This is a genomic window from Flavobacterium sp. CAN_S2 (genome assembly GCF_015752255.1).
Classification (GTDB): Bacteria; Bacteroidota; Bacteroidia; order Flavobacteriales; family Flavobacteriaceae; genus Flavobacterium.
The window spans coordinates 173,947-188,223 of the sequence record NZ_JADOVA010000002.1; the positions used below are offsets into that span (position 1 = coordinate 173,947).

At 33.8% G+C, this 14,277-nt stretch carries 13 protein-coding genes; 4 read left to right on the forward strand and 9 right to left on the reverse strand.

Features of this window, described 5'->3' with window-relative positions; all coding sequences use genetic code 11:
- Nucleotide 1 precedes the first annotated feature (1 nt).
- The 4 genes from IWX80_RS08590 to IWX80_RS08605 form a co-directional block, all read right to left on the reverse strand.
- Nucleotides 2-1,024: a COX15/CtaA family protein gene (locus tag IWX80_RS08590; protein ID WP_196853066.1), complete on the reverse strand. Its 1,023-nt coding sequence runs from the start codon at nt 1,022-1,024 to the stop codon at nt 2-4.
- A gap of 51 nt (nt 1,025-1,075) precedes the next feature.
- The gene (locus IWX80_RS08595) at nt 1,076-2,509 is read right to left on the reverse strand and encodes a CCA tRNA nucleotidyltransferase (RefSeq protein ID WP_196853067.1); all 1,434 of its coding nucleotides are present in this window, start codon (nt 2,507-2,509) and stop codon (nt 1,076-1,078) included.
- A 67-nt stretch (nt 2,510-2,576) separates the two neighbouring features.
- The gene (locus tag IWX80_RS08600; RefSeq protein WP_113634302.1) at nt 2,577-3,146 is read right to left on the reverse strand and encodes an L-threonylcarbamoyladenylate synthase; all 570 of its coding nucleotides are present in this window, start codon (nt 3,144-3,146) and stop codon (nt 2,577-2,579) included.
- Complete coding sequence (locus IWX80_RS08605) at nt 3,133-4,245, reverse strand: glycosyltransferase (protein WP_196853068.1); 1,113 nt, start codon at nt 4,243-4,245, stop codon at nt 3,133-3,135. The genes IWX80_RS08600 and IWX80_RS08605 overlap by 14 nt, the downstream gene beginning before the upstream one ends.
- 220 nt (nt 4,246-4,465) lie before the next feature.
- Between IWX80_RS08605 and IWX80_RS08610 the strand changes: the two genes are divergently transcribed.
- Nucleotides 4,466-5,227 carry a lipopolysaccharide kinase InaA family protein gene (locus IWX80_RS08610; RefSeq protein ID WP_196853069.1) on the forward strand — a complete coding sequence of 254 codons (762 nt, stop codon included), beginning with the start codon at nt 4,466-4,468 and terminating at the stop codon, nt 5,225-5,227.
- Here IWX80_RS08610 and IWX80_RS08615 read toward each other — a convergent pair.
- The 4 genes from IWX80_RS08615 to IWX80_RS08630 all read right to left on the reverse strand — a co-directional run bounded on the left by IWX80_RS08615 (nt 5,210) and on the right by IWX80_RS08630 (nt 8,979).
- Entirely contained in the window at nt 5,210-6,001 is a 792-nt protein-coding gene (locus IWX80_RS08615; RefSeq protein WP_196853070.1) for a glycosyltransferase family 2 protein, read from the reverse strand. The genes IWX80_RS08610 and IWX80_RS08615 overlap by 18 nt on opposite strands.
- Nucleotides 6,002-6,064: 63 nt before the next feature.
- Entirely contained in the window at nt 6,065-7,129 is a 1,065-nt protein-coding gene (locus IWX80_RS08620; protein ID WP_334682297.1) for a glycosyltransferase family 9 protein, read from the reverse strand.
- An 18-nt stretch (nt 7,130-7,147) separates the two neighbouring features.
- Complete coding sequence (locus tag IWX80_RS08625) at nt 7,148-8,128, reverse strand: glycosyltransferase family 2 protein (protein WP_196853071.1); 981 nt, start codon at nt 8,126-8,128, stop codon at nt 7,148-7,150.
- 35 nt (nt 8,129-8,163) lie between these two features.
- Nucleotides 8,164-8,979 (reverse strand): 2,3,4,5-tetrahydropyridine-2,6-dicarboxylate N-succinyltransferase, encoded by an 816-nt coding sequence (locus IWX80_RS08630; protein ID WP_196853072.1) that lies wholly within the window; start codon nt 8,977-8,979, stop codon nt 8,164-8,166.
- A 146-nt stretch (nt 8,980-9,125) separates the two neighbouring features.
- Between IWX80_RS08630 and IWX80_RS08635 the strand changes: the two genes are divergently transcribed.
- The 3 genes from IWX80_RS08635 (at nt 9,126) to IWX80_RS08645 (ending at nt 11,915) form a co-directional block, all read left to right on the forward strand.
- Complete coding sequence (locus IWX80_RS08635) at nt 9,126-9,905, forward strand: class I SAM-dependent methyltransferase (RefSeq protein ID WP_196853073.1); 780 nt, start codon at nt 9,126-9,128, stop codon at nt 9,903-9,905.
- The gene (ruvX, locus tag IWX80_RS08640) at nt 9,884-10,300 is read left to right on the forward strand and encodes a Holliday junction resolvase RuvX (protein WP_196853074.1); all 417 of its coding nucleotides are present in this window, start codon (nt 9,884-9,886) and stop codon (nt 10,298-10,300) included. Before IWX80_RS08635 ends, ruvX begins: the two co-directional genes overlap by 22 nt.
- 118 nt (nt 10,301-10,418) lie before the next feature.
- Entirely contained in the window at nt 10,419-11,915 is a 1,497-nt protein-coding gene (locus IWX80_RS08645) for a malate:quinone oxidoreductase (RefSeq protein WP_196853075.1), read from the forward strand.
- A gap of 63 nt (nt 11,916-11,978) precedes the next feature.
- Here IWX80_RS08645 and IWX80_RS08650 read toward each other — a convergent pair whose 3' ends face one another.
- Nucleotides 11,979-14,192, reverse strand: coding sequence for an FUSC family protein (locus IWX80_RS08650; protein WP_196853076.1), 2,214 nt, complete (start codon nt 14,190-14,192; stop codon nt 11,979-11,981).
- Nucleotides 14,193-14,277: the final 85 nt, after the last annotated feature.

The window sequence follows — 14,277 nt, forward strand, 5'->3', positions numbered from 1 at the left end:
TTTATTTGGATAATCGGTGCAAAGAAAATGTCATTGCTGTCAGTAAAAAGAAAGCCATTACTTGGTGTAACAATCCCAACCACAACGGGACACCGTATAGCAAAGTAAATACACCTAATGCAAATTGTAAAAATACAATAACCACCAAAGTCTTGATTCCTTTTTTCTGTAGTACGCTAAGGAGGTGTTTGCGGCTTGTAAAATACAACGCCAAAATAAGTCCAACTACGACATAAGCCATCGTACGATGAACAAATTGAACACCGCTTTTTCCTTCGATAAAATTCAAAAACAACGTGCTTTTTTCAATGAAAACACTTTCGTGGATGAATTGTCCGTCGCTCATCAAAGGCCAGTGATTGTGAATTAAACCTGCATTTAGACCCGCAACGAACCCACCATAAATGATTTGGATAACAAGAAATACTAATGCAACGCGTGCAAGATTACGCAAAGGAACTATTACTTGGGATCTGTTTGGGTAAATTAAATCCAAAGCAACCCAAAGTGTATACGCAAACGTAATGAAAGCAAATGTGAGGTGTAAAGCCAATCTAAAATGACTTACATCGGGATTGTCAATTAAACCACTACGAACCATGAACCAACCCAAAAATCCTTGAAAACCGCCCATGAAAAGCAAAACCACACATTTTTTAATGGTAGCAGTCGAAAGACGTTTCTTAAACAAGAAATAAACAAATGGGACTATAAATGCCAGACCAATTATTCTACCTATAAAACGGTGAAACCACTCCCAAAAATAGATGAATTTGTAATCGCTTAGCGTAAAATCATTGTGGATATTGATTTTTTGATATTCAGGAAATTTTTTATATTCTTCAAAGGCTTGTGACCATTTTTCTTCTGTTAAAGGTGGAAAAGTATCGGTTACTAAATGCCAGTCGGTCATTGATAATCCAGAATTTGTCAATCGGGTAATTCCTCCCACTACAACCATCATAAACAATAATAAGCATCCTGATAACAACCAAATGATAACGTAATTATTCTCTTTTTTCATTGTTTGAAATTAATTTGTACAAAGATATTTGAAACACAATTAAATGTTAATTCAACAAGCGTTAATCTTTAATCCGATTTTTGCGGCTCTTTTTAACATGTAATCATATGCTGCCTGATATTCATTAGGAATTTCTCCTTCTAAAATGGCTTCTTTTATGGCTTCTTTCAGCATTCCGATTTCTTTGGAAGGTTTTAGGTCAAAAATCTTCATGATTTCTTCACCCGAAATTGGCGGTTGGAAATTACGAACCTGGTCGCGCTCTTCGACTTCGACAATTTTCTTTCGGACGATTTCGAAATTATTATGGTATTTCTTAAATTTATTTGGGTTCTTGGTTGTGATATCTGCTTCACACAAAGTCATTAAATTCTCAACATCTTCGCCTGCGTCAAAAACCAATCGACGCACCGCAGAATCCGTTACTGTATCTTGGGATAATACAATCGGACGCGAACTCATCATCACCATTTTTTGCACAAATTTCATTTTATGATTCAATGGCATGTGCAAACGTTCAAATATTTTTTTAGCCATTTTTCCGCCCAGAAATTCATGCCCGTGAAAAGTCCAACCTTGTTTTTTATTAAAACGTTTCGTTGGCGCTTTTCCAATATCATGCAACAATGCTGACCACCGCAGCCAAACGTCATCCGTATGCGGACAAATATTATCAACAACTTCCAGCGTGTGATAGAAATTATTTTTATGTGTGTGGCCTTCAATTTCTTCAACTTGGTTCAGCGCGGTCAACTCAGGAAGAATAATATCTAAAAGTCCGGTTTTGAATAATAACAAAAATCCAACAGACGGTTTATCTGTCGAAAGTATTTTATTCAATTCATCAACAATGCGTTCTCCGGAAATGATTTTGATGCGCTCTGCGTTTTTTGCGATTGATTCCAATGAATTTCCTTCAATTTCAAAACCCAGTTGGTTCGCAAAACGAATGCCTCGCAACATACGCAACGGATCATCAGAAAAAGTAATATCTGGATCCAGAGGAGTTCTGATAATTTTGTTTTTTAAATCTTCAAGTCCGTTAAAAGGATCGGATAATTCTCCAAAATTCTTTGTGTTTAAAGATATAGCCAGCGCATTTATGGTAAAATCACGACGGTTTTGGTCGTCTTCTAACGTTCCGTTTTCTACAACAGGATTCCGACTTTCAAAATGATAGGATTCCTTTCGGGCGCCTACAAACTCAATTTCGGTGTCTTCAAAGCGCAACATTGCTGTTCCGTAGGTTTTGAAAACCTGAACTTTTGGTTTATTAGGAAGTAGTTGAGAAACTTTTAAAGCCAATTCAATTCCGCTGCCAACGGCAACAATATCTATGTCTTTTTTAAAGTCTCTGTTCAAAAGTAAATCTCTAACAAAGCCACCAATCACATAACTGTCAAAGTTAAGTTCTTGTGAAGCTTGAGAAATGACTTCGAAAATTTTATTATTTAAGGCTTCTTTATATGAAGTTTTAATGCTCATTTTAAAAATGTTTAAAGTCTAAAGTCTAAAGTTGCTAAACTGAAAACTGGAAACTGAATACTGCAAACTATTTCCGAATCACTTTTACCTGAGAATCGTTCGTCAATTTTATGATTGTCGAAGGTTTACCTGCGATTTTTTCGCGATGCAAATTTACAACATAGTCTACACCTTTTATAATTTCCGGACTAATATCTTTGAAGGCAATAGGAGTAGGCTGTCCGGAGATATTTGCAGATGTTGAAACCAATGGTTTTTTCATTTTTTCCATCAACTTAAAACAAAAAGGCTCTTTTACAATACGAATTCCTAGTGAGTTGTCACCTGAAACTAAATTTGGAGCTACATTTCTTGGCTTGTCCAAGATTATGGTCGTAGGTTTTTCGGATAAATCAATGATTTGCCAGGCTACTTCAGGAATGTCTTTAAAAACATTGTACATCATTTTTTCGCCATTCATCAAAACAATCATGCTTTGCGTTTCGGCTCTTTTTTTGAGTTTGTATATTTTGGCGACAGCCTCAGGATTTGTTGCGTCACAACCTATTCCCCAAACGGTGTCCGTAGGATATAATATGATTCCGCCTTCTTTTATGACTTCGTAGGCTCTATGTATTTCGTCATTAATATTTTCCATTCAAAATAGTTTTATATTGTTGTAGCGTTTTTTGTGCCATAATCGATGTGGTATAATACTGCAACAGATTTTCCTTAGAAATAGCGACAAAATTAGATATCATATTCTCATTATTAAATAAATATTCAATTTTTTCAGCTAAAATTTCAGGGCTTTGTTTTGGAGCTAAAAGTCCATTAACTCCATCTTGTATAATTTCAGGTATTCCCCCAACATTTGTACTGATAACAGGGACTTCATGATAGAAACTTTCATAAATTACTTGTGGAATTCCTTCACTTTGTGAGGTTAATAATAGTGAGTCGAATTGCGGAATGAAATTTGACGCATTTGGCATATAGCCGAGAAATAAAAGGTTTTTTTCTAAATTTAAACTTTTTACACTTTGCAATAAATCCTCAGTACGATCTGTATGACTTCCTATTTGGATGAAAATAAAATCTGTCCTTTTTTGTACATTCACAATTATATTGACGGTCTCAATCAGAGTTTCAAAATTTTTGGCCCGGATATGATTGCCTATAATTCCGATTATTTTTGTAGAAGGATCAATCCCAAATTTGTCTCTCAGTAGAAATGGTGTTTGAGAATTTTTAGTTCCAATATTAGTTCCGTGATAAATCGTAATTAATTTATCTTTATCAATGATGGATTCTTCTGTGATTCTTTTTGTTTCCTCCGAAACACATAAATACTTCTTAATTTTAGAATAATTGTATTTATAAAGAGTCAGCTTTTTATTTTTTATAGGAAACGATGTTTTTTTGCTGAATACAAAAGGTGGTAAACCGGCAAATTTATCAGCTACAATAGCCAGAACAATTGCGGACGGATCGTGCAGGTGAATGACATCAGGTTTGTATTTTCTATTCAGCTTAATTATTTTTAATACAAAACGAAGATCCATATTAATAGACAAAGGTGCAGTTTCAGTGATGATATTAGTCTTTGATAAACGTTGATGAAAAAGTTCATCTTTTACACATAAAACGATGTTGGTGACTTCAGGATTTGATTGCGCCAATTCAAAACATAAGTTTTCAATATGATTTTCGCCGCCACCCCAACTTTTTACTGCAGATATGTGTAGAACTGTCATTATTTTTTTTTCATTTTAATGTTGGTTTTTCGATTTGATATCTTGTATTTATTTTTTTTAATACACTATTTTTCAAGAAATAGTTGGTCTAACTATGCTGTTTGCTTTTGTTCAAAGTTGACAAATAATCAGTAATAGAGATAAAAATTCGGGTAAAATTACATTAAATATTTTAAGTCTTGAATTCAATACTTACTTTTGTCTTTCAATTCTGCTTTTTATGAAATATATCTTTAACCCTTCTTTTAAATCTTTAGAGAAACAAATTAGGAACTTTGTAAATAATTTTGATACAACAGGAATACTATTTGGTGACGGTCAAAGAAATAAGATTAAACTATTTGATTTAGAAAATAAGACCATTAATATCAAATCCTTTAAAATCCCTAATATTATCAATCAAGTGGCTTATAAATATTTCAGAAAATCTAAAGCCAGACGTTCTTATGAATATGCGAATAAATTGCTTGAAAACGGAATAGGAACTCCTCAGCCTATTGCTTATGCCGAAAATTTCAAATTATCAGGACTGGAAAAAAGTTTCTACATCAGTGAACATCTGCAGGCTGAACTAACTTTTAGAGAATTAGTGCTGCAACCTGATTATCCCGATCACGAGAACATCTTGCGACAGTTTACCCGATTTACATTTGATTTACATCAAAAAGGAATCGAGTTTTTAGATCATTCACCTGGAAATACATTAATCAAAAAAGAGGCTAACAACGCTTACAGTTTTTACTTGGTGGATTTAAACCGAATGAATTTTCATGATATGATGGATTTTGATTCTCGTATGAAAAATTTCAACAGGCTTACGCCAAAAACAGAAATGCTGGCTATCATGAGTGATGAATATGCTAAACTTTACGGTAAAAAATACGATGAAGTTTTTGCTAAAATGTGTTTTTATACCAATGATTTTCAGACAAAATTTCACAGAAAGATTGCTCGAAAAAAGAAATTATTGTTTTGGCGATAGCGATTCTTCGGCATGCCAAAGTTGTTCCAATTCTTGATATCGAGTAGAAACGGAATTTGCATTTAAATAGCAAATAATCAATCCTTTTTTTCCGTCAAGAAATCCTAATCGCACAATATAATTGAATAAAAAATTATAGGCAGGATGCAAAAAATGCAATATTATTGAAGGTTTTTGTCTCTTTAAAAATTTCTCCTGAGCCTTAAATTTTCCGTAACGAATGGTTTTTGATTTATATGCTTGAAAATTGGAATAGGAGTAATGAATGAGTTTGTTTTTTAGCACACCTATTTTCCCATTGACTTTTAATTTTTCATGTACGAGCCTTTCTTTAGTGTAAGCTGCATGATTTTTATTGAAAAGCCTAAATATTTTATCATTTTGATTTCCACTGAAATGTAAGACTTTGTCTTTGAACATAAAAGTTCTGTAAAAAAGAAAAGCCGAATATGTTTGGTTAGTATTTACCGTAATTATGATTTCATTTTTTAATGTAGGAGTCAGTCTTTCATCTGCGTCCAAAAATAAAATCCAATCATTTTTTGCTTGAGAAATCGCAAAATTCCGTTGCGATGAATAATTTTCGAATGTATTTTGAACGAAAGTGACTTTGTCAAATGATTTGCAAATACTTTCTGTTTTATCCGTACTGAATGAATCCACAACAATAATTTCATCAGCAAAATCCAAATCAGCCAGAAGCGACTTCATTTGATTTTCCTCGTTTAATGTGATTATTAAAACTGAAATGTTCTTATTGGGATTGTCTTTCATTAATTTTTTACTGTTTTACAAAAATATACCATTCGGAGTAAATTCAATTTTTACTTTAAAAGTTTATTTTAAATGTGTTTCTAAAAAAGTATTTAATGTAGGATAAATTAATTCAGGAGTGAATTCTGTGTAGAATGAAATGGTTTCTTTTTTTACGATTTTAGCTGTTTTGCCTTCGAATAAATTGGGTTTAAACTCTTTTAAATGTAGTGAAACATGATTGATTCCATCTTCAAATGTGGCCCAGCCTTTTTTATCAATCCATGGAGAAAAAATAATAAAAGACGGTTTTTCTAATGCTTTTGCCATATTTATTGCCCCGCCATCGTTACCAACAATCATGTCACAATGGTTCATAATAGCAATAAACTCTCGGATGCTTTTGCCTAAAACGGAGAAATAAATTTTCTGTTTTGTGCTTTCTTGGCAGCCATTATAAATTGTTTTTGCTTCTTCAATTTGTTTTGGAAAATAATTAAAAAGAATATTGACATCATCTTTAGCTGCAATAAAATCCACTAACTGCGACATGTATTTCAGCGGATAGGTTTTGTCTGGACTGCTTCCAATAATGCTGACCATTATAGTCTTTTTGGATTGGTCTATTCCGTGCGATTCAAAAAGGGAAGTGGCAAAATCGTTCTCTTCTTGCGATACATAAATGCGGGGAAAAGTCTCTAATTCAATATCCAGATGCAAAGGATTTAACAATGCTAATCGTTGTTCGATAATTAAACCCAAATTAGAATTGGATGTTTTTCTTCGTTTCACGGTATCCGTATAAAGAAATTCTCTTCCTTTTTTCCAGTACGATATTTTTTGTTTAGCACCAGAAAATAATACCACTAACCAACTTTCTAATTTGGAATACGCGTCAATGACAATGTCATATTTTTCTGCTCGAATAGATTTCAGTAACTTATAATATTCCCATTTGCTTTTTTGATGTTTTTCTTTAAAAAGTATAAGATTATCAAAACTTGTATTTCCTTGTAAAACAGCGATTGTAGATTCGTAAACCATATAATCAATTTGCGCTTTTGGATACGCTTTTCGCAGATTGTCGCATAAAATGGAGCTTACTAAAACATCACCAATCATTTTTTGTTGAATTACAAATATTTTCATTTGGAGAAAATTAGAGAATTAAGCTTTTGTTTTCAAGTAATTCATCGCTCGAGGACTAATCCATGTTTGTTTTTGGAGCGCATTAAAATAGTAAACTAATAAGTTTTGAAGCATCAATCGATTCACTTTTAATTTTGGAATAAAAAATAAAAATAAACTTAAAATAGATAATAATGTTTTCTCCAGAAGGACTCCTATAATCAATAGACTTTGCAAATAGATTTGAATTCGTGTTGAGAATTGATTGCTGATATAGACGTGTTTAGAAATAATTACTTCGGTTTTTGTGAGTGCTTTTGTCTTGACATTTATTCGTGAGGCACCGCCATGCTGATGGAAAATTGTAGCTTTTCTGGTTACGGCAACTTTTCCTCCAAGATCAGAAACTTTTTTACAAAAGTCAACATCTTCAAAATACAACCAGTAATCTTCGTTCCAACCTTTAATTTTATCAAACCATTTTCGGCTAATAAAAATAACAGCTCCAGTAACCCAATCCGGGTAAAATAAATCGCTAGCATTGTTGAAACGTTTTTCTAATTTGGCTTTATTCAGTTTTCTAAAGATGGCTCTTGAGATTCCAAAAAAACGTCCTAAAGCGGGAAATAAATTATTCTGTTTGTAAAAAACATCGTTTTCATTTATTTGAAGACAAGACAAAATTCCAATTTCAGGATGTGAAAAAGCAGTTTGCAAAAGCGTTTCTAAAGCTTCAAGTGTAAGTTTTGTATCTGGATTTAAAAAAAGGAAATGGTTTCCCGTAGCAATGCTTGCACCAAAGTTGCAACCATTTGAGAAACCATTATTACCAGTATTTTCTATAAATGTAAACTTGGAATATTTTTGTTTAAAAACAGGAAATTGTCCGTCATTAGAAGAGTTATCCACTATGATAACTTCAAATGAGAATGTTCTAGATCTAATGGAATCAATAGATTCTAAACACTCGTCTAAGGCTTTCCAACCCCGGTAATTGACTATAATTATTGAAATATCCAATAGGTTTTTTTGTAAGGTTTATCAATGAAAGCGTATTAAACCGCTACGTCATATTCACGCAACGCATTATTCAACGATGTTTTCAAATCTGTTGAAGGTTTGCGTTTTCCAATAATTAATGCACAAGGAACTTGGAAATCACCTGCTGGAAACGATTTTGTATAACTTCCAGGAATTACTACCGAACGGGCAGGAACAAAACCCTTCATTTCGATAGGAGTTTCACCAGTAACATCAATAATTTTTGTTGATGCAGTCAAACATACATTGGCACCAAGAACGGCTTCTTTACCAACATGAACGCCCTCAACTACGATACAACGTGAACCTATAAAAGCACCGTCTTCAATAATTACCGGAGCCGCTTGCAAAGGTTCTAAAACACCACCAATACCAACGCCACCGCTTAAGTGTACGTTTTTACCAATTTGAGCACAACTTCCTACGGTTGCCCATGTGTCTACCATAGTTCCTTCGTCAACATAAGCACCAATGTTTACATAACTCGGCATCAAAATAACACCGCTTGAAATGTAAGCACCGTAACGCGCAACAGCATTAGGAACCACACGAATTCCTTTTTCGGCATATCCTCTTTTCAATAACATTTTGTCATGGTATTCGAAAATTCCAGATTCCCATGTTTCCATTTTTTGAATAGGGAAGTACATAACCACCGCTTTCTTAACCCATTCATTTACTTGCCAACCTTCACCAACTGGCTCGGCAACACGCAATTTCCCGGTGTCTAATAATTCAATAACTTCTCTGATTACATCAGTAGTTGTAGTTTCTTGTAACAAAGCACGGTTTTCCCAAGCTTGTTCTATAATCGGCTGTAATGGATTCATTTTTTTTGATAATTTTTGACAAAGATAGGATTTTTAACCAAAAGCAAAAAAGCAAAATGGGTTGAAAATGTTACAGATTTAACTTCTTGTTTATTTAATATTTTTAAAAGTTATAAATTTGGAGTATTAATGAAAAGAACTAAAAGATGAAAGATAATTTCTCCAAGCAAGCAACAGAATATTCAAAATACAGGCCTCAATATCCAGATGAAATGATTGATTATTTGATTTCATTTGTCAAAAATAAAGGAGTTGCTCTTGATGTTGCTACAGGAAATGGTCAGGTTGCACATAAACTTTCGAGATTTTTTGAAACGGTTTATGCAATTGATATTAGTCAGAAACAACTTGATAAAGCTATTCCTGGCAAAAATATTATCTACAAAGTATCTCAGGCCGAAAATACCCTTTTTAAAAATCAGGAATTTGATTTAATTGCTGTAGCACAAGCCATCCATTGGTTTGATTTTGATTTGTTCTACAAAGAAATCTATAGAATCTTAAAACGAGATGGAATATTTGCCGTTCTGGGTTATGGATTGTTTTCCACCAATGTAGATTCAGATAAGATATTGCAAAATTTTTATCATAATACAATTGGTCCTTATTGGGATACTGAGCGAAAGTATTTGGATGAAAATTACAAAACGATTCCATTTCCATTTGATGAAATTGTTACGAAAAGTTTTGAAAACCATTTTACTTGGACTTTTGAAGAATTAATCGGATATCTAGAAACTTGGTCAGCGACACAGCATTATATTTCTAAGAATAATAAAAACCCAATAGACTTGATTTACGATGATTTGAAAGTTTCTTGGCAAAAAAATGATAAGAAAGTTACTTTTCCGTTGTTGCTGAGAATCGGAAAATTAAAATGGTTACCTTTGAAAAAAATATATAAATGCCAAGAATTCTCTCCATAGATTACGGACAAAAACGAACCGGAATAGCTGTTACCGATGAAATGCAAATTATAGCTTCAGGACTTACAACCATTCCATCTACAACCGCAATTGCTTTTTTGAAAGACTATTTTTCCAAAGAGAAAGTAGAAGCCGTTCTAATTGGTGAACCCAAACAAATGAATGGACAACCTTCCGAAAGTGCTTCTATAATAAAAGGTTTTGTAACTCATTTCACGAATCATTTTCCCGACATGAAAGTTATTCGGGTAGATGAACGCTTTACTTCAAAAATGGCTTTTCAATCCATGATTGACAGCGGTCTCAGCAAGAAACAGCGTCAAAATAAGGCATTAATAGACGAAATTTCGGCAACTATAATGCTTCAGGATTATTTGTCCAGTAAAAGATTTTAAAATCAAGACAAAAAACCAGTGTTTAGGCTGAAAAGGTTTGATAAATGTAACTTTTGAGTCAAAATTTATGCTTTTTTTTGCAATTATATAAATTATCTTTGCACTTTAAAATCTAGTTATGCCTGATACAACCATACGTACAAATAGTGAAGTAGTTCTTATAGGAGCTGGAATTATGAGCGCCACTCTTGGTTTAATCCTTAAAGAGTTGCAGCCGGATATAAAAATTGAAATTTACGAACGCCTTGATATTGCCGCCGCCGAAAGTTCTGATGCATGGAATAATGCCGGAACGGGACATTCTGCTTTTTGCGAACTCAATTATACTCCAGAAAGTGAAGATGGCAGCATAAATCCTAAAAAAGCAATCGGTATTGCGGAGTCGTTTGAGGTTTCGCGACAGTTTTGGGCATATCTCGTTCAAGAAAATAAAGTTCCATCTCCCGAAAATTTTATAAAAAGCATTCCACACCTGAGTTTTGTTTGGGGTGAAAAAAATGTGGAGTACCTAAAAAAGAGATATGAAGCTTTACAGGCGAATCCTCTTTTTGAAGAAATGGTTTTCAGCACTGATTTTTCGGAGTTAAAAAAATGGATGCCTTTGGTTATGGAGGGCAGAAAGGAATCTGAAACAGTTGCCGCTACTTCGATGGCAATTGGTACCGATGTGAATTTTGGAGAATTAACGCGAAGTATTTTTGGTTATTTGACAAAATTAGAAGGCGTTACGATTCATTTTAACCATGAAGTTCAAAAATTAAAACAAAGGGAAGATAAATCTTGGAGAATAAAAATTACTGATTTGGCTTCAGGCCAAAAGAAAAAAGCATATACCAAGTTTGTTTTCATAGGTGCCGGTGGCGGTTCATTACCATTGCTAGAAAAAGCAGATGTTCCAGAAGGAAAAGGATACGGTGGTTTTCCTGTGAGCGGGCAATGGTTAAAATGTACCAATCCAGAAGTGATTGCAAAACATCAGGCCAAAGTATATGGTAAAGCTAGTGTTGGCGCTCCGCCAATGTCTGTTCCGCATATTGATTCCCGAATGATAAATGGAGAAAAAGCATTGCTTTTTGGTCCTTTTGCAGGTTTTTCAACTCGGTTCTTAAAAAATGGTTCCTATTCAGATTTGCCATTATCTATAAAACCAGACAATATTATTCCTATGGTTGCCGCGGGTATCAAGAATATACCACTTACTAAATATTTAATTCAGCAAGTACGTCAGTCTCCTAAAGATAGAATAAACGCTTTAAGAGAATATGTTCCAGGAGCACGATCTAAAGACTGGGTTCTTGAACGAGCAGGACAACGCGTTCAAGTGATTAAGAAAGATGAAAAAGAAGGCGGGATTCTGGAGTTCGGTACCGAAGTCATTACCACTGCCGATGGTTCTTTATCTGTTTTGCTGGGTGCTTCCCCTGGCGCTTCAACCGCTGTTTCTATTATGGTTGATTTGATAGGTAGGTGTTTTAAAGATCAATTTGATACGCCGGAATGGCAGAAGAAATTAAAAACGATGATTCCTTCTTTTGGTCAGAAATTAAATGAGAATCCTGATTTATTAAAGGAAATTAGAAAAGATACCGCTACCGTTTTAAAACTAAATAATTAGAATTTTATAAAAATTACAAAGGCGCTGAATTTTAGATAATATCTAATTTTAGCGCCTTTTTCGTTATGAATTCTTTAATATTTTTGTAGTTTTTAAAATATTTTCAGACAAATTAGTCAACCAGATTAATTGTTCAATTACTAATTGAGCTTCCTGCATTTTCAGTTGAAACGCCTCTTCATCGATAGGAATTCCTTCTTTTAACTCCTTTTCCCGAATGTTTTTTAGCTCTGTAAAGCGCAACGCTAAATCTTTTTGCGGAAGGTTTTCTTTAAGTGCTACATCATTTTCTTTCAGGATTGCAATTGAATTGTCTAAGTTTTTAATGGCAGTATCAACCACTACATTAAACGCGTCAGATGCAGTTGTGGTTTTGTGGGACTGAATATAAGTTCCTAATGAAGCCAAAGATGACAATAGAGAATGATTTAAAACAGTCAGTTTGTATACTTGCGGCATTTGTTTTTGCTTTGATTTAGGTTCTTGAACCATTCTTTGAAATGACGCCATCAGATTCCCAATTTCGATAAAAGCATTTTTTCGCGCTAGACGATAGGAAGTAGAAATATTCCCTTTTTTATTATAAAAAACTGAAATTTCTTTTAAATAATCTTGGTTTGCCTTGATTGCTTTTTCTAGATATAAGGGAATGTTTAAAAATTCCCAGGAAGGCCATAAAAAGTGGTTTGCCAAAAATGCTAAAGCAGCACCCACAACAGTGTCCAAGATTCGATATTGAACTAAATCACCAATATTAGGCGTAATTATTCCATAAATAAAAACGACATACATGGTGACAAAAATTGCGCTCACCTTATAATTAATTTGTGTAAAAGAGAATCCCAACAGCATACAAACAATAGAAAGAACACTGATTATGATGTTGTCTTTTACGATGAAAAGAATCCCGAAAGCAACTAATCCACCAATCACTGTACCAATAATTCGGTGAAAAGAACGTTCTTTAGTTAAGCCATAACCCGGTCTCATAATTACAATTATGGTCAGCAATATCCAATAAACATTATGGAAGGGTAGAAATTTTCCAATAAAAAAAACAAGCATTAAAGTTATGGTTAATCGCAAGGAATGTCTGAAGATAGTAGAGGAAAAACTCAGGTTTTGGGTCAAAGTGCTCAACGGATAATATTGTGGACTCAGAAATTTTTCCAAATCGGTATCGATTCCTTTTATATCCTGAGAATTAAAAGCAAGAGAAAAAGCACGCTCAACAATTTTTATTTTTTCGACTTGTTTTTCAGCGTATTGCAACATCGTTGTCAACATAAAAACGCCCTCGGAAGCAGTAGTTTTCCCTAAATCATTTTCATAATCCGAAATAGCAAGCTGTAAGGCACTTAAATCGCCCAGTAAAGTATGTTTAGAAATGTATTTCGTACTTTTTTTAACACTTTTAGATAATTGCTTCAAGCTAGCAGCCAGATTGTAAGCTAAATTTTGATACGTATGTAAAACCTTTGGATGATCATCGAATTTTTGATGTAATTTATCATGGTCGAATGCTGTAGATAGCGCGAGTTCCAGAATTTCTACTAACGAAATAAAAACCAAAAGCATTTTACGGTTTTGATTGGAAGAACCTGAAGTTGTATGACTACTAATTAATACTTCTCTAATATTTTGATGAATGGTATTGAGCTCGACTTGAAGATGCAATTGTTTTTCAATGATTGATTTTCTGTCAGCATTCAAGGTCCATAAATCACCTCTCAGTTTCAAATATTTGGCGGTAAGCTTGATACATTCCGCAATTTGTAACTCCACATAACGATGCGGTCTGATGTAATGAAAAATAAGTGAAATCAACAGATAGAATAAACCACCGGCAAGTATTAATCCGGCATGAAGGAGCATTGCCCAACCGGTATTGATGCTTGCAAATGCTAATGAAACGGCAATAAGACCAGAGAAAGAAACCATGGTAGCGCGTTGCCCGTAAACAGAAAGCATCGATATGAGGAAAATTAAAACCGCCAAAAATGGATAGAAAATCCAAGAATATGGAAATACAATATTAACAAGTAAATTGATACCCGCAACCAGAAAAGCAGTTACCAGAACACCGTTAATTTTATGTTTCAGACTGCTTGGAATATCGCTTGGGTAAGTGAAAACTGCCCCAAGAGCTATAGCAAAACCCATTTCAAATTTGCCCAAAAACGAAAATATCACCACGGGAATAACTGCCGCAATAGTGACTTTTATAGCATTGGTAAAATAAGTGCTGTCGGTAAATTTTCGGATTTTGTAAATCATATCATAGTATTGTTGCAAAGGTAAGATTTGTATGAATTATACAACCAATAAAGGAGGTGATTTCTTTTAAATTGTAAATATTAGC